The 19651-nt window shown below is 73.3% G+C and carries 16 protein-coding genes; 7 read left to right on the forward strand and 9 right to left on the reverse strand.

Going from position 1 to position 19651, the window contains the following annotated elements:
- Window positions 1–61: 61 nt before the first annotated feature.
- Together AB0C33_RS42385 and AB0C33_RS42390 are read right to left on the reverse strand one after the other, a co-directional pair.
- On the reverse strand, window positions 62–592 hold the full coding sequence (locus AB0C33_RS42385; RefSeq protein WP_358298742.1) for a YbhB/YbcL family Raf kinase inhibitor-like protein: 531 nt from the start codon (window positions 590–592) through the stop codon (window positions 62–64).
- A 62-nt stretch (window positions 593–654) separates the two neighbouring features.
- Window positions 655–2655, reverse strand: coding sequence for an AAA family ATPase (locus AB0C33_RS42390; protein ID WP_358298743.1), 2001 nt, complete (start codon window positions 2653–2655; stop codon window positions 655–657).
- A 120-nt stretch (window positions 2656–2775) separates the two neighbouring features.
- Between AB0C33_RS42390 and AB0C33_RS42395 the strand changes: the two genes are divergently transcribed.
- Entirely contained in the window at window positions 2776–3111 is a 336-nt protein-coding gene (locus AB0C33_RS42395; protein ID WP_358298744.1) for a hypothetical protein, read from the forward strand.
- A gap of 219 nt (window positions 3112–3330) precedes the next feature.
- Here AB0C33_RS42395 and AB0C33_RS42400 read toward each other — a convergent pair whose 3' ends face one another.
- From AB0C33_RS42400 to AB0C33_RS42410, 3 genes are all read right to left on the reverse strand, one after another.
- Window positions 3331–4983, reverse strand: a complete 1653-nt coding sequence (locus AB0C33_RS42400) for a DNA repair helicase XPB (RefSeq protein ID WP_358298746.1) — start codon at window positions 4981–4983, stop codon at window positions 3331–3333.
- Window positions 4984–5050: 67 nt separating this feature from the next.
- Window positions 5051–5404, reverse strand: coding sequence for a hypothetical protein (locus AB0C33_RS42405; RefSeq protein WP_358298748.1), 354 nt, complete (start codon window positions 5402–5404; stop codon window positions 5051–5053).
- A gap of 68 nt (window positions 5405–5472) precedes the next feature.
- A complete protein-coding gene (locus AB0C33_RS42410) occupies window positions 5473–6948 on the reverse strand; it encodes an AMP-binding protein (RefSeq protein WP_358298750.1) in 1476 nt (491 codons plus the stop codon).
- Between the two features lie 422 nt (window positions 6949–7370).
- Here AB0C33_RS42410 and AB0C33_RS42415 point away from each other — a divergent pair, with 422 nt between their 5' ends.
- Window positions 7371–8723 (forward strand): hypothetical protein, encoded by a 1353-nt coding sequence (locus AB0C33_RS42415; protein ID WP_358298752.1) that lies wholly within the window; start codon window positions 7371–7373, stop codon window positions 8721–8723.
- Window positions 8724–8748: 25 nt separating this feature from the next.
- On the opposite strand, the gene AB0C33_RS42420 is transcribed toward AB0C33_RS42415, so the two are convergent.
- On the reverse strand, window positions 8749–11079 hold the full coding sequence (locus AB0C33_RS42420; protein WP_358298754.1) for a helicase-associated domain-containing protein: 2331 nt from the start codon (window positions 11077–11079) through the stop codon (window positions 8749–8751).
- A gap of 478 nt (window positions 11080–11557) precedes the next feature.
- Here AB0C33_RS42420 and AB0C33_RS42425 point away from each other — a divergent pair, with 478 nt between their 5' ends.
- Complete coding sequence (locus AB0C33_RS42425) at window positions 11558–11782, forward strand: hypothetical protein (RefSeq protein ID WP_358298756.1); 225 nt, start codon at window positions 11558–11560, stop codon at window positions 11780–11782.
- Here AB0C33_RS42425 and AB0C33_RS42430 read toward each other — a convergent pair.
- Window positions 11775–12392, reverse strand: a complete 618-nt coding sequence (locus AB0C33_RS42430; protein WP_357976178.1) for a helix-turn-helix domain-containing protein — start codon at window positions 12390–12392, stop codon at window positions 11775–11777. The two genes, AB0C33_RS42425 and AB0C33_RS42430, sit on opposite strands and share 8 nt — an antisense overlap.
- 34 nt (window positions 12393–12426) lie before the next feature.
- Window positions 12427–12816 carry a hypothetical protein gene (locus tag AB0C33_RS42435; protein WP_358298758.1) on the reverse strand — a complete coding sequence of 130 codons (390 nt, stop codon included), beginning with the start codon at window positions 12814–12816 and terminating at the stop codon, window positions 12427–12429.
- 112 nt (window positions 12817–12928) lie between these two features.
- On the opposite strand from AB0C33_RS42435, the gene AB0C33_RS42440 reads away from it, so the two are divergent.
- Window positions 12929–13537: a haloacid dehalogenase-like hydrolase gene (locus AB0C33_RS42440; RefSeq protein ID WP_358298760.1), complete on the forward strand. Its 609-nt coding sequence runs from the start codon at window positions 12929–12931 to the stop codon at window positions 13535–13537.
- A 90-nt stretch (window positions 13538–13627) separates the two neighbouring features.
- Window positions 13628–14023: a cold-shock protein gene (locus AB0C33_RS42445; protein ID WP_352320910.1), complete on the forward strand. Its 396-nt coding sequence runs from the start codon at window positions 13628–13630 to the stop codon at window positions 14021–14023.
- On the opposite strand, the gene AB0C33_RS42450 is transcribed toward AB0C33_RS42445, so the two are convergent.
- A complete protein-coding gene (locus AB0C33_RS42450; RefSeq protein ID WP_358298762.1) occupies window positions 14020–15531 on the reverse strand; it encodes an MFS transporter in 1512 nt (503 codons plus the stop codon). The two genes, AB0C33_RS42445 and AB0C33_RS42450, sit on opposite strands and share 4 nt — an antisense overlap.
- A 125-nt stretch (window positions 15532–15656) precedes the next feature.
- On the opposite strand from AB0C33_RS42450, the gene AB0C33_RS42455 reads away from it, so the two are divergent.
- Together AB0C33_RS42455 and AB0C33_RS42460 are read left to right on the forward strand one after the other, a co-directional pair.
- Window positions 15657–16457 carry a DUF3027 domain-containing protein gene (locus tag AB0C33_RS42455; protein WP_358298764.1) on the forward strand — a complete coding sequence of 267 codons (801 nt, stop codon included), beginning with the start codon at window positions 15657–15659 and terminating at the stop codon, window positions 16455–16457.
- 87 nt (window positions 16458–16544) lie between these two features.
- Window positions 16545–19577 (forward strand): hypothetical protein, encoded by a 3033-nt coding sequence (locus AB0C33_RS42460; RefSeq protein ID WP_358298766.1) that lies wholly within the window; start codon window positions 16545–16547, stop codon window positions 19575–19577.
- Window positions 19578–19651 lie beyond the last annotated feature (74 nt).

The following is a 19651-nucleotide window of genomic DNA, read 5'->3' on the forward strand; positions in this document are numbered from 1 at the left end:
CACCACGGCGAAGGCGCCCCGAACGCGAACGGGGCGCCTTCGCCGCGGTGTTGTGCCGGTCTCAGACGCCGAAGTGCGCGACGATGTGGCCGCGGGCCAGCGTGTTGGCGGTGATGTTGAAGCCGACCACGGCCGGGCTCGCGTCGCCGCCGACGCCCAGCTCGTCGACCCCGAGCGCGTGCACCGTGAAGACGTAGCGGTGAGGGGCGCCGGGCGGGGGAGCGGCGCCGCCGTAGTCCTTGGTGCCGTAGTCGTTGCGGGCGTGGACCGCGCCGGCGGGCAGGCCCTTGAAGTCGGGGCCGGTGCCCGCGCCCCTGGGCAGCTCCGTGGTCTCGCCGGGCAGGTCGAACAGCACCCAGTGCCAGAAGCCGCTGCCGGTGGGGGCGTCGGGGTCGTGGCAGGTGACGGCGTAGCCGCGGGTGCCCTCGGGCGCGCCCGACCAGCGCAGCTGGGGCGAGACGTTCCCGCCGGTCATCCCCCAGTCGTCGAAGACGTGGAGGTCGTTCAGCCGCTCGCCGTCGCGGATGTCGTCGCTCTCCACCACGAGCGCGGGGACCGGGGGCAGGTGTTCATGCGGAAGCGGTGCGGGCACGGCATCCTCCTAGGTTGACAGCTCCTTCAGGCCATCCTAGAAGCGGCCGTGCCCGCCCTCCGTCAGGTTCCGAGCTGCGCCGGGAGCGGCCTGTCGTGCAGCACCGTGAGCGAGGTGACCGCGCGGGTCAGGACCACGTACAGGCGGGCCAGGCCGCGGGGCTCGGCCTCGACGATGGCGGCCGGCTCCACGACGATCACGTGGTCGTACTCCAGGCCCTTGGCGAGCGTGGCGGGCACGATCAGCAGGCGGTGCTCCTGCGTCGCGTCGGGGTCGAGCACCGCGTGCGGCAGGCCGGACAGCGACTCGGAGACCGCCGCCACCATCGCGTCGGGGACGATGACCCCGATCGAGCCCTCCCTGGCCAGGACCTCCCGGGCGGCCTCGGCGACCGTGGCGCCCGGCCGGACCGTGAGCGAGCCGGCGCCCGGACGCAGCGACCGCGGGGCGGCCAGCGCGGGGGCGATCGAGGGCAGCAGGCGGGCCGCGTAGTCGAGCACCTCGCGCGGCACGCGGAAGCCGAGCGTCAGCTCGGTCACCTCGCCCTCGTCCTGGCCGAGGTGCTTCAGCACGGTCTCCCACGAGGTGGTGGACCACGGCGTGGTGCCCTGGGCCAGGTCGCCGAGCACGGTGGCCGAGCCGTTGCGGCAGCGCCGGCCGAGCGCCCGCAGCTGCATCTCGGACAGGTCCTGCGCCTCGTCCACGACGAGGTGGCCGAGGGACGGGGTGCGCTCCATGAGGTCGCGCAGCTCGTCGAGGAGCGCGGCGTCGGCGGCCGACCATTTGGCGGACTTCCAGCTCCGATAAGGCTTCCGCCAAAGCAGCATTTCCTGCTCGTCAGGCGACAAATCAGTTTTGGCAGCTTTTGTGAGGAATTCCGGATCGGACAACAGGCGGTGCAGGACCTGTTCCGGCGTCAGTTTCGGCCACACCGCGTCGACGAGCTGCTTGACCGGCCTCGACCTGGCCACCGCGTCCTGGACCCGGTCGTCGGGCGACTCGCCGCGCTGCTCCATCCGGACGAGCACCTGGTGGGCCAGGCGCTGGGCCAGCGCGGCCCGCCCCGGCGAGTAGCGGGTGGTGCCGCGCAGGGAGGCCACCATCTCGCGCACCTCGTGGTCGGCGACCCGGTAGCGGTAGGCGCCCTTGGTGAACACCAGGCCGTCCTCGGGCTTGACGATGTGCATCCACAGCGCCCGTTCGAGCACCGCGGCCATCCGGGCGTCGCCCTTGACCGCGGAGACCATCGGGTCCTCCTCGGCGGCGTGCTCGCCGAGCAGCCCGGCCACGGTGGTCTGGTCGACCTTGACCTCGCCCAGCGCGGGCAGGACGGAGGAGATGTAGGACAAAAACGCCCGGTTCGGGCCCACGATCATCACGCCCGACCTGGCCAGCCGCTCGCGGTGGGTGAACAGCAGGTACGCGGCCCGGTGGAGGCCCACGGCGGTCTTCCCGGTGCCGGGAGCGCCCTGGACGCACACGGTCTGGGCCAGCGTCGCGCGGACGATCTCGTCCTGGTCGGGCTGGATGGTGGCCACGATGTCGCGCATCGGGCCGGTGCGCGGGCGTTCGATCTCCTCGGTCAGGATCTTCGAGGGGCCGACCTCGCCGCCCTCGCCGAGCGGCTCGTCCTCGAACGCGGTCAGCGCGCCGCCGTGGTAGCCGAAGCGGCGGCGGCGGACGACGCCCATCGGGTCGGCCGGGCTGGCCTGGTAGAACGCGCGGGACACCGGCGCGCGCCAGTCGATGACCAGCGGCCGGCTGGTGCCGTCGTGCACGTGGCGGCGGCCGACGTAGAGGGTGCCCGGCAGGTCGTCGCCGCCCTCGCGGTCGAGGCGGCCGAAGAACAGCGGGGTGTCCGGATGGTCGGCCAGGGCGGCCACGCGCTGGTCCAGCAGCGACTGGAGGATCTGCTGCGAGACCCAGTCGCCGGCCGCGTCGGCCGACAACGACTGGGCGTGGGCCCGCATCGCCTTGAGCGCGGCCCTGGACTCGGCCAGGTGGGCCTGCTCGGCGGCGAGCACGTCGGAGGGTATGTCGGGAGCCAGTTGATGTGTGGGCATGCGAAAGCGCCTCCCATGCTGGAAAACGGAGGTGGTCAAGGCAGCGAATCGACTAGTTTAACGGCGGCCGCGCGGCGCCTCCAAAGCATTTACCGGCGCGCGGCGGGGTACGGAGGGAAGGTGGCGCGGCTTCGCCTGGTCCTCTCGCCGATGATCCCCACGGTCGCGAGCTTCCTGCTGGCGGCGCTCTGGGGGATGTCGGTCTTCGCCGGTTGGGGGCTGGAGGCGTTCTGCGCGGGCGGCGAGTCCCCGGCGGCGTGCTCCCGGCGTCTCGGCGCGGTCTGCGCGGTGTCTGGGGTGTTCGCCGTGCCGGCCGCCGGCGCCACGCTGGCCGCCTGGCTGGTGCCGGCGTCCCGGCAGGACCCGCGCACGTTCGGCCGCCTCATGGGGACGGGGGTCGCCGCGTGGATCGTCGCCGGCGCGGTGCTGTTCCTCGGCGGCCTGCTGGCCGGCTAGCGAACCCGGCAAAGACCGTATCTCTGAGTGAACGTGGGAATACCGAAAAAGTCGGGCATTTCAGGTGCGTTTGTCGGATCATGGGGGTATGTCGCAGGCGGCGTGATAGTACGCAGGTGAGGGGGGTGGTTCGATGTCGACGACCCGTGGAGTCTCGTGGACGTGACATAAACGCCGTGCCTGGCCGCTCAGGCAACGAGCGGCCGGGCATTCAACCGGTCACACCTCGCCGTGCACGTCGTCGGCGTCGATGATCTGGTAGGCGTATCCCTGCTCGGCCAGGAATCGCTGCCGGTGGGCGGCGAACTCCTGGTCGACGGTGTCCCTGCTGACCACCGTGTAGAACCGGGCGCCACCGCCGTCGGCCTTGGGCCGCAGCACCCGCCCGAGCCGCTGGGCCTCCTCCTGCCGCGACCCGAACGTGCCGGACACCTGGATCGCGATGGCCGCCTCGGGCAGGTCGATGGAGAAGTTCGCCACCTTCGACACCACCAGGACCTGGATCTCCTTGTCGCGGAACGCCTGGTAGAGCCGCTCGCGCTCCTTGACCCTGGTCTCGCCCTTGATGACCGGCGCGTTGAGATGCTCGCCGAGCTCGTCGAGCTGGTCGATGTACTGGCCGATGACCAGCACCTGCTCGCCCAGATGCCGCCGGACCAGCGCCTCGGTCACGTACGTCTTGGACGGCGTGGTGGCGCAGTAGCGGTAACGCTCCTCGGCCTCGGCCATCGCGTACGCCAGGCGCTCCTCGTCGGTCAGCGTGACCCGCACCTCGACGCAGTCGGCCGGCGCGATCCAGCCCTGGTTCTCCATCTCCTTCCACGGCGCGTCGTAGCGCTTGGGGCCGATGAGGGAGAACACGTCGCCCTCGCGGCCGTCCTCGCGCACGAGCGTCGCGGTCAGGCCCACCCGCCGGCGGGCCTGGAGGTCGGCGGTCATCCGGAAGATGGGCGCGGGCAGCAGGTGGACCTCGTCGTAGACGATCAGGCCCCAGTCGCGCGCGTCGAACAGCTCCAGGTGGCTGTAGACGCCCTTCCGCCTGGTGGTCATCACCTGGTACGTGGCGATGGTGACCGGGCGGATCTCCTTCTTGTTGCCGGAGTACTCGCCGATCTCGTCCTCGGTCAGCGAGGTGCGCTTGAGCAGCTCGGTCTTCCACTGGTGGGCGCTGACCGTGTTGGTCACCATGATCAGCGTGGTGGCCTGGGCGTGGGCCATGGCCGCCGCGCCCACGATGGTCTTGCCCGCGCCGCAGGGCAGCACGACCACGCCGGAGCCGCCGTGCCAGAAGGCGTCGGCCGCCTCGCGCTGGTAGGGGCGCAGCTCCCAGCCGTCCTGGAGCAGCTTGATGGGGTGGGCCTCGCCGTCGACGTAGCCGGCCAGGTCCTCGGCGGGCCAGCCCAGCTTGAGCAGCGCCTGCTTGACGTTGCCGCGGTCGCTCGGGTGCACGATGACCGAGTCGGCGCCGAGGCGCTCGCCCAGCATCGGCTGGATCTTCTTCGAGCGCAGCACCTCTTCGAGCACCGCGCGGTCGGTCGAGGTCAGGACCAGCCCGTTGGCCGGGTCCTTCTCCAGGCGCAGGCGCCCGTAGCGGGCCATGGTCTCGGCGATGTCGACGAGCAGCGCGTGCGGCACCGGGTAGCGGCTGAAGCCGATCAGCGCGTCGACGACCTGCTCGGCGTCGTGGCCGGCGGCACGCGCGTTCCACAGGGCGAGCGGCGTGACGCGGTAGGTGTGGACGTGTTCAGGCGCTCGTTCGAGCTCGGCGAACGGCGCGATCGCCTTGCGGCACGCGTCGGCCTTCTCGTGGTCGACCTCGAGCAGCAGCGTTTTGTCCGACTGGACGATGAGCGGGCCGTCGTTCACGGACATCCCTTCCTACGGTTGACCCTTATCCAACACACACGACGGCAGGAACAGTCCCGGAACGGGTAATCGATCAGTCGTCCAGGCGGCCGGTGAGGCCCAGGAAGAGGAAGAGCCCGACGTTCAGCACGAAACCGGCGCCGAACAGCACCCAGCTCCAGACCAGCAGCGAACGGGCGCTCCTCGGCTGCTCGCGGACCCGCGTCAGCGCCACGGCGGCCAGGATGCCGCCGGGCAGCCCCAGCACGTTGAGGCAGGAGGCGAGGGACAGGAAGTTGAGCACGACGGCGACGATCGCGGCGGCCTGCGGGCCCTCGTCGCGCCGCGGCGGCACGCCGTAGCCGTAGCCGTACTGCGGAGGCGGCTGCTCGCCGTAGGGCGCCCCGTAAGGCAGCTGCGGGTAGCCGGACGGATCTTCTTGACTCACGTTCACCTCCAGACAGGTCAACGTTTATCACGGAATACGGGCGCGCCCGACCCGGTGTGCGCGGACGGTCACAACCGCTCGCGCAGGGCCTTCCTGTCGAGCTTGAGCACGCTGGTGACCGGGATCGACTCGACGAAACGCACCTCGCGCGGGTACTTCACCCGTCCGACCCGGTCGCGCGCCCACTCGATGAGCTCCTCGGCGTTCTCCTCGGCCCCTAGTCTGAGCTGCACGAACGCCACGACCTCCTCGCCCAGCCGCGGGTCGGGACGGCCGACGACGCCCGACATGACCACGTCGGGGTGCTGGTTGAGCGCGTCCTCGACGTCGCGCGGGAAGACGTTGAAGCCGCCGCGGATGATCAGGTCCTTCTTGCGGTCGACGATGTAGAGGTAGCCGTCGTCGTCCACGCAGCCGATGTCGCCGGTGCGCAGCTCGTCGCCGACCAGCGCGGTGCCCTCGGGGTCGGGTTCGTGCTCGCCCCAGTAGCCGAGCATCAGGGAGTCGCCGCTGACGCAGATCTCGCCGACGTCGCCGCACTCCACCGCCTCGCCCGCGGCGTCGCGGATGGTGATCGTGTAGCCGGCCAGCGGCAGGCCGACGCTGCCCGGCCGGCGCCTGCCCGGCGGGTTGAAGGTGGTGACGGCGCTGGTCTCGGTCAGGCCGTAGCCCTCCAGGATCTGCGTGCCCGGCATCCGGCGTTCGAACTCCTGCAGCGCCTCCCGGCCCAGCGGCGCCGCGCCGCAGGTCAGGTAGGCCAGGTCGGGGAGCGGGTGCGACTCCAGCGGCTGGGCCAGGAGCATGTGGATCATGGCGGGCACCACGGTGCCGTACTGGACGTGCTGCTCGGCGGCCAGTCGCAGGAACGCCTCCGGTTCGAACCAGCGCATGAGCACGGCCTGCTGGGGCTCGGTCGCGTGCAGGCCGGCCACGGTGATGATCAACCCGTACGCGTGCGAGAGCGGCACAGGCACGATCGCACGATTTTTCCCCTCTTGATGGGATATTTCGTACGCGTCCTTGGCCACCTGCCAGAGTCCGCGATGGCTCAGCATGACCCCCTTCGCGACGCCCGTGGTGCCGCCGGTGTACATGAGCGCGGCCAGGTCGCCGGGGTCCCTTCGCACCGGTCCGTGCTCGGTGGCGCTCTCCAGCTCGGCCGTGTCCACATGTATCGGGACGTCCACCGCGGCGGCCCGTACGGTCTCCACCAGCTCGGGCGAGGTGACGACGGCGGCCGCGCCGCTGTCGAGCAGGATGTGCCGCAGCTCCTCGGCCCCCACCAGGAAGACCACGGGCGTCACCGCCGCGCCCGCCGCCCACAACGCCTGGTAGACGATCGGGACCTCGGGGGAGGTCGCCATCATCACGACCACCCGGTCGCCCGGCCGGACCCCGGCCTCGACGAACCCGCCGCACATCCGGCGCGCGCGTCCGGCCAGCGCGTGGCTGCGGTGCCAGACCCCTTCGTAGAACACCGAGTCGTGGTCGTCGAAGCGGTTCCATGACTCCTCGGCCAGCTGGCCCAGCGTTTGCTCGGTCACATGCACAACCTGATCGGAGGCGCCGCGCGCAGTCAACCCTGAACGTTCTCACGTCCACCCTTGACTGACGATTGTGGACGATGCTCTCATGCCGAGTAAATGTCCAATATCGGCCTAGAAGGTCATTCGAGTTTTCGGGTGGCGCTAGATCGTGTATTGGTGGGACAACTAGGGTTCCGTGCTACCAGATGGCCTGTCGCGATTCTTGTCACCGGCCCGTCGCCCAGAGCAATGGAGGACATGATCGACATGCGCGCGCCGGCGGCCGTGGCCGCGAGCTTCGCGAGGAATGCCTGGTCAGAGCGGTGGCTGCCGGGCGGCGCACGGTCAATCCATAAGCCGGGGAAACAAGTCGCCGGACAAAGAAGTTCGCGAAAGACATTTTCCACAGTCAACGTCCCAGTCAGGCCCGAGGTGACTTCGTGATCGACACGCCTGAAGCAGGCGAGAGCGACCTCGACGACAAAACGCTCACCGAGCTTGTCATCGCCGTCAACGAGCAGCTCCGGCCTCTGGTCGTCCCGGTGGCCCGCGACCTCGACCGGCGCGCGGCCGACACCCTGCTGCGCTCCTACCTGGAGCCCGCCGGCTTCGCCGACGCGGTGCGCCGGCTGTCCATGCGGCATCTGCTCGTCCTGGTGGGGGAGGCGGACATGGGCAAGCGGCTCGGCGCCATCGCCCTGCTGTCGCGCATGTCGCTGGCCGAGGGCAGGATCACCATGCTCTCGCCGGCCGGCAGCGCCGCCGACCTGCTCGCCAGGACCGAGTACGGGCCGGGGCGGGCGTACCTGCTGCACGACTGGATCGCCGGGAGCACCGACCCCGGCGAGCTGCTCGACCTGGCCCGCAAGCTCGCCGAGCTGGGGTCGTACCTGGTGATCACCCGGAACGGCGTCCCGTCGCAGGCGGTCGAGGTGGAGCAGCCGTGGTGCGCGCCCGACCCCGGCGAGCTGTTCGACCTGTACCTGAGCGCGTTCGGCGGCCGGAGCGCCCCGGCCGGGGCCGCCACGGCCCGGGTCCGCGCGCTGGCGCTGCGCACGCCCGCCGAGGTCGTCCGCCTGGCCACGCGCCTGGTGCGGGACGACGAGCCCGCGGGCGAGGAGGTGGCCGCCTGGTTCGACACCAAGCCGCCGATGCGCGAGGTGCGGGCGGTGGCGGCGCTCGCGTTCGCGCACGGGCTGCCCGAGCCGGAGTTCGCCCGCCGGCTGGCCGCGTTCGAGCGGAGCCGGGAGACCCACGAGCCGGGGCCGGGGCCGACCGGCGCGCCGCACCCGCTGATCGCCGTGCACGACGGTCTGGTCGTCTTCCGCGTTCCGGACCACCGCGCCCAGGTGCTCGGCGAGCTGGTCGCCCGGTACGGCTACTGGCTGTGGCAGCCGCTGCGCGAGTGGGTGCGCTCGCTGGCCCTCCAGGGGGACGACGTGCGCGCGCGGGCGGCCGAGGGTGTGGCGTTGCTGGCCGCCTGGTCGTTCAGGGAGGCGCGGCAGGAGTTCCTGGAGGTGTGGGCCCGGGGGCGGGCGGGCGAACGGCTGGCGGCGGGCGGTGCGCTGTCGTACATGTGCGCCGACGACGCCCTCGCCCCCGAGGCCCTGCGCCTGGCGCTCACCTGGGCCCGCGACCCGGCCGACCCGCGGGCGGCCGCGGCGGTCGCCGGGCTGTGCGGCGGGCTGTCCCTGCGCTACCCGGCCGACGCGGCGGCCCACCTGCGCCGCCTGGCCGCCGGGGACGGCCCCGCGGCCCGGCTCGCGGCCCACGCGCTCACCCGCCACCCCTGACCCGGGCGCGGGCCGGGAAGGCGGATCAGAGGCCGGCGACGCCGGTGATGCGATGGAGGGCGAAGCGGTGGACGGCCGCCCTGGTCTCGTCGTACGCGGTCAGGTAGCCGCCCTCCATCCGGGCCGGCTCCAGGATGCGCGAGGTGGCGTTGCCCTGCGAGTCGAGGTAACCGATCCACACCCGTACGCCCTGCTTGATGGCGTCCTGGAGGGCCGAGATCGTGGCGGTGGCGGGGCCCCGGGGCACCGCGCCGCCCGGGGCGTCGACCGGCTCGCGCCGCGCCAGGTGAGCCGCGTCGCCCGCGCGCAGCGCGCGGACGGCCGCCGAGGCCACCTCGGGATCGAGCCCGCTGACCGAGGCCACGGCGCGTACGGGCGCCACCCCCTCGGTGCGTCTGCTGTCGAGCTGGGAGATGATCACGTCGCCGTCGAGTGACTCGGCGACCGGCGCGTACCCCATGGCCCGCAGCGAGTCCACCAGCGCAGCCCTGGACGAGCGCGAGGCGATCACCGTGGGGGCCAGCCGGCGCAGGCGCAGCGCGGCGGCGCGGCGGTCGGCGGTGATCTGGTCGAGCAGCGCCGGATCGTCGCACCGGACGTAGGCACTGGCCGTGCCCACCCGGATTCGCCCGTGCCGCCGGGCCACGTCCGTCACCAGGTACGACAGGGCCTGCGGCACCGGCGTGGCCGAATGGCGGGCCAGCATCGCCAGCAGCTCCTCGCCGCCGTGCCCGGCGTCGAGCGCGCGCCGGATCGAGCCCTCGCCGAACCGGTAGACGGTCGCCCCGCCCTTGGACTCGACGTCGGCGGTGAGCGTCATCCAGCGGTTGAGCTCGCTGGTCAGCGGCCCGGGGGCGACGGCGGTGAGGTCGGCCTGCAGCAGCACGTGGTCGACCGGCTCGGGCAGCAGCGGCGCGAGCAGGCCGGCCGCGTCGCCGCCGTCGAGCAGCGCCCGTCCGTGGCCGGACAGCGTGCCGAGCCCGGTCACGCCGATCTGCTCGGCCTCGCGCAGCGCGAACTCGGTGAGCTGCTCGCGCAGCGGCCCGCGCCGGCGCGGCTGCTCCCAGGCCAGGCGTTCGAGCACCGAGTCGCGGTCGGGCGCGAGGCCCGGCGCGGCGGCCAGCACGCCGAGGGCCGCCGTGCGCACCCCCGGCGCGGAGGCCCGGCGCAGGTCGGTGTGCAGGGCGTTGAGCGGCCGGTCGCGGTCGTCGCGCTCGCCGACCAGGCCGGGCACGCGGTCCATGTGCAGCCAGGTCGCGGCGAGCGTCACCCAGCGGTCGGCGGTGGCCCTGACCCGCCACAGGTCGTAGCCGGAGGTCGGCAGCCACTCGCCGTCGACGCCGCCGCCCGCGGCGACCAGCCCCGCCGCGTGCGCCACCTCGACGACCAGCGCCGCCGCCCATTCGGGCAGGTCGAGGTCGGTCGCGGTGCGCTTCATGTCGCGTACGCCGAGCCCGCCGGTGCGCAGCACCCCCGGCGGATCGATGCTCCAGCGCTCGCACAGCTCCTCCACGGACCTGACGAACGAGAACGCCTGGCCCGCCGCCGTACGGTCGGCAAGCTGGCGGTCGCGCGCGGCCCCGCCCAGCGCGGGCGGCACGGCGAGCAGGTCGCGGTGGACGCGCCCGCCGCGCAGGTGCAGGCCCACCTCGCGGGGCAGCGTCACGCTCTCCTCGCCGGTGGCCGCGAGCAGCCCGCGCGCCAGCAGCTCCTCGATGGGCGAACGGGCCGAGGCCACGCGCACCTCGCGCCTGGCATTGGGCACCCGTCCGGTCGGCGGCCCCCACACGAGCTGGTCGAGCGCGCCCCTGGCCTCGGGCGAGACCGCCGCCACCAGGGCCTCGGGCGCGGACAGCGCGGCGGCCAGCCGCTCCTTGCCGGGCCCGTCGGTGCCGGGCGCGACGTCGTCGGCCATCTCGTCGAGCTGCTCGGGCGGGTGGTGCCGGAACACGTCGACGACCCTGGGGCCGAGCCCGGCGGGCTCCTCCAGGACCTTGCGCACGCCCGGCCCGAGGTCGAGCGCGTTGTCGGGGCCGAAGACCAGCGCCAGGTCACGCAGCCGGTCGAGGGCCGCGGTCAGCGCGGGCTCGGGCCTGCCCGCCGCCAGCGCCCGCCCGATCAAGCCGCGCAGCGCCGCCTTCGTCACCGGCCCGTCCTGTACGGCCAGCGTCTCGACGACGGCCAGCGTGAACCGGTCGAGCCGGTCGAGCACCCTGCCGATCGCCGAAGGGCTGGCGGCCCGCGCGGCCAGCCCTTCCAGATGCGCGGGCACCGGAGTGATCAACTCAGGCCGCGCGGAGACAAGCGCCCGAAGCTGTTCGTCGGTGCGCCCCCTGATCCACTCCGTGAACTCCATCGTTGCCATGGTATGTCCCGCCTGATCGGGGCAGCATTGCCAGACGTGATAGAGCGCGCGGACCAAATGGTGCTGAACTACGTCAGCAGGGCGGCCGACGCGGCGCACGGCGTGCTCAGGCCCGACCAGCGGCTCGACTTCGCCCGGCGGCTGCGGGCCAGGATCGAAGCGGAGCGGCGGGGCAGCCAGGACGCCCGGGACGTCGCCAGGGTGCTGACGCGCTTCGGCGACCCGGTGGCCCTGGTGGAACACGAGGCCCGCCGCCTGGCCGCGACCGGTCCGGCGGCGACCGGTCCGGCGGCGACCGGTCCGGCGGCGACCGGCCACAGGGGCGTCGGGAGCGTGGTCAGGGGGCGGCCGCGCGACCTCGCCGCCCTCGTGGTGCTGGCGCTGGCCGCGCTGCTGGTGCCGGTGGGGCTGCCGGCCGTGGCGATCTTCCAGGTGCCGGTGCTGGTGTGGGCGGCGGGGGGCGGCTGCCGTGCTGTTCAGCGACACGTGGACGGCGGGCGACAAGCTGGCCGGGGCCGGGGCGCCGCTGTTCGGCTACACGGTCGGCGGCGTGCTCGTCGGGGGGTTCCAGGCGGCCGAGCCGGGGCCGGCGGCGTTCGTCGTCCGGTTCTTCGAGGTCAGCGGGGTCATGTTCATGATCGGTACGGCCCTGGGCGTCGCCTGGCTGGCCTACCGGCTGCTCGACGTCAGCTGACCGGCGCGGGGCTGGGGAGCAGTCCGACGGCCAGACGTACCCAGGCGGCGACGAACTGGTCCTTCTCCGCGTGGCCCGGCATCTCGCCCACGGTCTCCTGGAACAGCCGGTAGTGGACCACCGAGCCGCCGAGCACCGCGGCGATGCCCGTCCAGTCGACCTTGGCGTCGGCGTACTCGGGCTGGGCGCGGAACCAGGTGGTGATCGCGTCGAACATGGGCTGCAGCAGCCCCTCGCGGACCACCGCGACCAGCTCGGGGAACTGGCTCAGGTCCCGGAAGAACACCCGGGTGAGCTCCGACTCCTCCCGCACCTTGGCCAGGCCCGCCCGGCACAGCAGCGACAGGCGGTCCTCCAGGCCGGCGGCGGCCTCCATGGTGCTCAGCTCGGCCAGGCTCTCGGCGACCTGGCTCCTGGTACGGGCGGCATGCTCGTTGATCGCCGCCGCGAGCACCTCGTACTTGGACTTGAAGTGCCTGTAGAGCCCGCCCGCGCCGGGGGAGAGCCCTGAGGCGGCCTCGATCTCGGCCACGGAGGTGGCGGCGTAGCCACGCTCGGCGAACAGCCGCAGGGCCTCGTCGATGATCCGCTCACGGGTCGATCTGGTCATGTCTGTGCAGATACCTCCGCAACGAGAGTAGTCGTCAGGGCGCGGTGCGCCTGACCAGGCCCGCCAGCGCCGAACCGGCCACGAGCCACACCAGCGCGGCCAGCCCGTCGTTGACGAGCGTGGTCCAGCGCGGGTCGGCGAGCTGGAACAGGTCGGCCAGGCCCAGCGAGAGCCCAGAGGCCAGCGACTCGACGAGCTGGTACCAGCCGTTGGCCGGATTGGCCCGGAACGCCGTGAAGACGCCGTGCAGCGCCAAGGAGAGCGCCGCCAGCCTGGACGCGAGCCGCACCGCGTACGCCACGAGCGACACGACCCGCCGCCGGGCCGTCACCGGCGTGCCGCGCGGCCGGGCGGGCCGATGGGGACGGGGAGCGGCGGCGACGAGCCGGTCTTCCGCGCCGGGCGTGCGGGGGGTCTCTGACACGGTCGCTCCTCTCCGATAAGTAATTCCTTTCTGCCCATTCCCAGAGTCCCACAACAAGGGTCGTTACCGACGTGGATGCGGCGTTTGGCATCCTGCACGGGTGACTACCTCAGTGGGTTTCGACCTGGACATGACATTGGCCGACACGCGATCAGGCATCGCGGCCGTTTACGACGAGCTGTCAAGCCGTTTGGGCGTGCACATCGACAGCGGTGAGATCGTCACCCGGCTGGGGCCGCCGCTGGAGTTCGAGCTGGCCAACTGGATGCCGGCGGAGGCCATTCCCGCGGCCGCCGAGCTGTTCCGGGAGATCTATCCCGCGGTGGGCGTTCCGGTGCACACCGCGATGGCGGGCGCGTACGAGGCCATCGCCGCCGTACGGGCCCGCGGCGGCCGGGTGATCGTGGTGACGGGCAAGAACCCGCGCGACGCCGCCGGCACCGTCGAACTGCTCGGGCTGGCCGTGGACGAAGTGGTCGGATCGGTGTTCGGAGCCGCCAAGGGAACGGCACTCGCGCGCTTCGGCGCGGCGGCTTATGTTGGTGACCATGTCGCCGACATCGAGGCGGCACGCGCGGGCGGCGCCATGAGCGTGACCGTCGCGACGGGCCCTTACACGGTGGGAGAGCTGCGTGAGCACGGAGCCGATGTGGCGCTCGCCGACCTGACCGAATTCGCCGACTGGTTCGCCGGATGGCGTGCGCGCGACGAACTACGGTAATTGCCGGGCATTTTCCCGGTCGCCTCCGCGCGCTTCGGGGCATAACCTACATCCATTCATCCTTTTCGACTGTTTGAACGAGGTCCTCCTGTGCCGAGTGGCAAGGTCAAGTGGTACGACGCCGACAAGGGTTTCGGCTTCCTCACCCGTGACGACGGCGGTGAGGTCTTCGTGCATTCCTCCGCGCTTCCCACAAACGCCGGCCCGCTCAAACCAGGCCAGAAGGTGGAGTTCGGCGTGGCCGAGGGCCGCCGGGGCCAGCAGGCGCTGTCGGTCCGGATCCTGGACCAGCCGCCGACCCTGGCCAAGACGAAGCCCAAGGGCAAGCGGAAGACGCCCGACGAGATGGTCGTCATCGTCGAAGACCTGATCAAGCTGCTCGACGGCGTCTCCACCTCCTACCAGCGGGGCAAGCACCCCGAGGCGGCGCACGCCAAGAAGATCGCCCAGGTGCTCAGGGCCGTCGCGGACGACCTCGACGCCTAACCGCCGCCCGGGTTCGTCAGGGGTTTGGTGCGGTCGAGGGTCTCGGTCCGTTGCTGATCGGGGTCCTCGGCCCGCTGCCTGGCCAGCTTGGCCTCGGCCGCTCGCACCCGTCCCCGCCTGGTGACCAGCAGCCAGCCGAGCGCGCCGGTCAGCGCGACCGCCGGCGCGACGAAGCCGGCCAGGGAGCTGCGGGTCAGCGACAACACCAGCCCGAGCAGGCCGCCGAACACCCAGGCGAACTGCAGCACCGCCTCCACCACCCCGAACGTGGACGAGCGCACCTCCTCGCCGATCTCCCGCTGCACGATCGCGTCGAGCGCGAGCTTGCCCAGCTCCTGGGCGAACGCGGTGACCAGCGAGACCGCCAGCGCGGTCCACAGGCCGAACAGGACGGCCGTGGCGGTCGTGGTCGCGGCCGTCACCGCCAGCGTGACCAGCACGATCACCTGGGGGGAGTGGTTGCGCGTCCAGTTGGCGACCGCGGCCCCGGCCAGGCCGCCCAGCCCGGCGGCCAGGGCGAGCAGCGCGATCGTCCTCGGCACGTCGAAGAACGAGGCGGCCGCCGCCGGCGCGGCCAGCCACGGCACAGCTTTGTCCTGGACCAGGAAGAGCAGGAAGAACACCAGGAAACCGGAGAAGATCCGGAGCGCCACGTTCGCCCAGACCGCCTCGGCCACGGCCGGGCCCACCTTGAGCAGGGTGCGCCAGCGCGGCGCCACGCCCTCCTCCTCCTGATCGGGCGAGTCGACGTGCCGCGGCAGGCGTACGGCGGCGACGCCGAGCAGCAGGAAGGCCGGCATGGCCACGCGCAGCACCACGGCGCTGCCCAGCCACGCGGTCAGGCCCGCCCCGACCGGCACCGCCACCCCGGCCGCCACCAGCGTGAACAGCGCCACCCGCGCGTTGGCCGAGACCAGGGTGATGTCGGCGGGCAGCACGCTCGGCATGATCGCCGCCCTGGACACGTTGTACGCCTTCGACAACACCAGCACGCCCAGCGCGCCGATGAACAGCGTCGGCAGGTCGCCCGCCCCCACGGCGGCGGCCATGGCGAAGCAGAGCAGCCCCCGGCCGAACAGCGTGCCGGCCATCACGTAGCGGCGCCCCGACCTGAACCGGTCGAGGATCGGGCCCACGAACGGCGCGAGCAGCCCGAACGGCAACATCGTGATGACCAGGTAGAGCGCGACCGACCCGCGCGCCTCGCCGACCGGCACGCCGAAGAACACCGTGCTGGCCAGGGCCACCGTGACCAGCGCGTCGGCGGCGCTGTTGCCGGCCGACAGCTCGATCAGCCGGCCGAGCCCGGTACGGCCCGCGCCGCCCGCGTACGTCAGCTTCCTGGTCGCCCTGCCCGCCTTGCGCGCCCCCCTGGCGGTGGCGCGGCCGGCCCGGACGGCGCCGCTCGCGGTGGCCCGGCCCGCGCGCACGCCGGCGCGTCCCGCGCCGCCGATGGCCTGGCCCATCCGCCGCGAGATGTCCCGAGCCTGCTCCCAGCCACCCCCCACGCCTACCAGTCTTACCCGATTCACCCCTCTTCTCAGCTTCGGATCGGCGGTTGTGGGTCTGCCAGGTCCGCCTATGGGTGAGAATGAAGTGTGAGCGAACAGCACCTTCAGGCGGAGGCGGCCCGATGAGCCGCACCCGGGCCCGCGTCCCCGCTCCCGACCAGGCCTGCGTCGCCGCAGTCGATCTGGCGCGCGCCGCGGCGCAGGAGCTGGCGCACCCGGGCGAGGCCGGCGAGCACCTCGGCTTCGAGAGCGAGGGCGACCGGATCGTCACCCACTACTTCGCCTGCCTCGATCGGGCCTATCGCGGCTGGCGGTGGGCCGTCACGGTCACCCGCGCCTCGCGCGCGAAGAACGTCACGGTCAGCGAGGCCGTGCTGCTGCCCGGCTCCGGGGCGCTGCTCGCCCCCGAGTGGCTGCCGTGGAGCGAGCGGCTGCGGCCGGGCGACCTGGGCGTCGGCGACCTGCTGCCGTCCCCCGACGACGACGACAGGCTGGCGCCCGGTTTCACCGAGCTCGACGAAGATGCCGACCGTCAGATGGTTTTCGAGTACGGCCTGGGCCGAGCCCGTGTGCTCTCGGCCATCGGCAGAGACCGGGCTGCCAGACGCTGGCACGCGGGCGAGCACGGGCCGCACACTCCGATCGCACACGCCGCGCCCGCGCAGTGTTCCACCTGCGGGTTCTACTGGCTGCTCTCCGGTGAGCTGCGGCTGTCGTTCGGCGTCTGCGCCAACGAGTACGCCCCCGACGACGGCAAGGTCGTCGCCGCCGACCACGGCTGCGGCGCCCACTCGGAGGCGGCCGTGCTGCCCCCGCCGGTCGAGCAGGCCATCCCGATCCTCGACGACCTGGGTTACGACCTGATCGAGGAGGAAGAGGGCTCGGTGGACGGATCCGCCACCGAGGAGCTCGGCCACTCCTGACGGAGCACGGGCGCGAGCACGGCGGTTTCGTCGGTCAGGGGGGCTAACCTACCCTGGCCCCTCTTCACTCGACCAGGATCGTGATCGATGACCGACACCTTTGGCACTGACCGGATGCGAGCCGCCGTCCTCTCCGCCTGGACGGCCTCGCCCGCCCGCTTCCGCGAGGACGCCAACGCCGAGGAGGACTTCGCGCTCGGCGGCTACCGCGACCGGCTGATCGTCGAGCTCGCCCAGAACGCCGCCGACGCGGCGCTGCGCGCGGGGGTGCCAGGGGTGTTGCGGCTGACGTTGCGCGGCGACGTGCTGACGGCCGCCAACACCGGCGCCCCGCTCGACGCGACCGGCGTGGAGGGCCTGTCCACGTTGCGCGTGTCGGGCAAGCGCGACGAGATCGGCGCGGCCGGCCGGTTCGGCGTGGGCTTCGCGGCCGTCGTCTCCGTCTGCGACGAGCCGGCCATCGGCTCGCGCGGCGGCGGCTCGGTGCGCTGGTCGCGGGCCGGCACGTCCGAGCTGGTCGCGGGCATCCCCGTGCTGGCGGGCGAGCTGGCCGACCGGGCGGGCCACGTGCCGCTGCTCAGGCTGCCGTTCGACGCGCCGCCGCTGGAGGTGCCGGGCGGGTTCGACACGCTCGTCCGGCTGCCGCTGCGCGACGCCGCGGCGGTCGACGCCGTCCGCGTCATGCTGGCCGAGACCAGCCCGGCGCTGCTGCTCGGCCTGCCCGCGCTGGAGGCCATCGAGATCGACCTCGACGGCGCCACCCGCACGGTCGTGGCCGACGGCTGGCACGTCGTGTCGGACTCCGGCGAGTTCACCCCCGACGAGGTCGCCAGGCTGTTCGCCGACCGGCCCACCGAGGAGCGGGCGCGGCCCTTCTGGTCGCTGCGCTGGGCGGTGCCCGTCACCGGCACCGGCGAGCCCGGCCCGCTGCCCGCCGCCGTGCCGCCCGTCGTGCACGCCCCGACGCCGAGCGACGAGCCCATCGACCTGCCCGCGCTGCTGATCGCGTCCTTCCCGATGGCCACCGACCGGCGGCACGTCGCCAAGGGGCCGCTCACCGACTTCCTGGTCGAGCGGGTGGCCGACGCCTACGTCCGGCTGCTGGGCGAGCTGCCTCGCACGTCCAGGCTGCTCGACCTGGTGCCGTCGCTCATGGGCAAGGGCGAGCTCGACGCGCGCGTCCGGCAGGCCGTGCTCGAACGCCTGCCGTCCGCGCCGCTGCTGCCCGCGTTGTCGGCGCCCGCGCCCGCGGTCCAGACGCCGTCCTTCGCCGAGGCCGAGGTCTACGAGCCCGACGCCGAGTGGCGGGTCGAGCATCCGGCGCGCGAGCCCGAGGGCGACGGCTGGGTGGTCGCGGGCCGGGAGGCGGCCGTCGTGGCCGGGGCCACCGCCGAGCTGCTCGACACCGTGGCCGACTTCGTGCCGGGGCTGCTGCCCGCCGGGTGGCCGGCCAGGCATCCGGCCATGGTCGCCCTGGGCGTGCGCCGGGTGGAGCTGGCCGACGTGGTCGACCTGCTGTCCGGGGAGGCCGTGGAGGCGCGTGAGCCGTCCTGGTGGCGTTCCCTGTACGCGGTGCTGCCCGCCGACGACCCCGAGTCGCTGGGCGCGCTGCCGGTGCCGCTGACCGACGGCCGCGTGGTGCGCGGCCCGCGCGGCACGCTGATCCTCACCGACGGCGGCGCCGACCTCGACCTCACCCCGCTCGGGCTGCGCATCGTGCATCCGGAGGCGGCCCATCCGGCGCTGCTGCGGCTGGGCGCCGCCGAGGCCACCCCGCGCACGGTGCTCGAAGACCCGCTGACCAAGGCGGCCGTCGCGCAGTCCCTCGACAGCGCCGACCCCGAGCCGGTCGCGCAGGCGGTGTTGTCGCTGGTGGCGGCGTCCGGGCTGGTTCCCGGCGAGGCGCCGTGGCTGGCCGAGCTGGCGCTGCGCGGCGCCGACGGCGAGCTCTACGCGGCCGGTGAGCTGATGCTCGCCGACGGCGCCCTGGCCGGGCTGCTGGCCCCCGACACCCACCTCGGCGTGGCCGCGCCCGAGCTGGAGGAGACCTACGGGGCGCGGGTGCTGGCGGCGGCGGGCGTGCTCGACGGGTTCGCCGTCGCCCACGACTCCGACGTGCTGCTCGACCCCGACGACTGCGACCACGACCTCGACGGCGAGACCGACTGGCTCGACCACGTGCTCGACCTGCTGCCCGACCTCGCGGTGCCGCCGGTGGTGGCCGAGTTCGCGGCGGTGCGCGACCTTGAGCTGGTGGCCGACTGGGAAGCCGCGCTGCCGCTGCTGACCCGGCCGCCGCTGCGGGCCGCGCTGCACCCGCTGCGCGTCGAGGGCGTGGAGGTGCCCTCCTACACCGCGTGGTGGCTGGCCAACCATCCGGTGCTCGGCGGCCGCAAGCCGCTTGAGCTGCGGCTGCCCGGCGCCGACCCGCTGCTGCAGGGCCTCTACGCCGACGCGCCGGCCGGGCTCGACGCGGCGGCGCTGTCGATGCTCGGCGTGCGCACCACGCTCGCCGAGCTGCTGGCCGCCCACGGCGGCCCCGAGGAGCTGCTGGAGCTGATGGCCGACCCGGCGATCGAGGTCGACCGGGCGCAGCTGCGGGCGTTGTGGATCGCTTTGGCCGCCGTCGATCCGGCCCGGGTCGAGCCGCCCTCGCGGGTGCGCGCGGTGCTCGGCGGCGACATCGTGGTGGCCGCCGCCGAGGACGCCGTGGTGGTCGAGGCCCCCGACCTGCTGCAGCTCGTCACCGACCGGCCGCTGGTGCTGGCCTCCTACGACCTGGCCGAGGCGCTGTCGGAGCTGCTCGACCTGCCGCTGGCCGGTGAGCTGGCCAGCGGTGAGGTGACCTCGCAGGGCGAGGTGCGCGCGGTGCCGCCGCAGGTGCGCTCGCTGCTGCCCACTGCGCCCGAGACGTACGTCGAGCACGAGAAGCTGCTGGTCGACGGCGTCGCCTGCACGTGGCGGTTCTTCGAGGGCGCGGTCCACTGCACCGGCGTCGACGGGCTGGCCCGCGGGCTGGCCTGGGCCACGGGCCAGTGGAACGACCGGCTGGCCGTGGCCGCGCTGCTGCGCGACCCGGAGGCGGTGCCGCTGCTGCTGGCCGAGGCCGACCTGTCCTGAGACCGGCGGGCCGCCTCCCGTCGCGGGGGGCGGCCCGCCGCGGTCAGGCCGCGCAGGTGGCGCCCGCCACCGGT

It is taken from the genome of Nonomuraea sp. NPDC048881, from assembly GCF_040649795.1.
In the GTDB taxonomy this organism is placed as follows: Bacteria; Actinomycetota; Actinomycetes; order Streptosporangiales; family Streptosporangiaceae; genus Nonomuraea.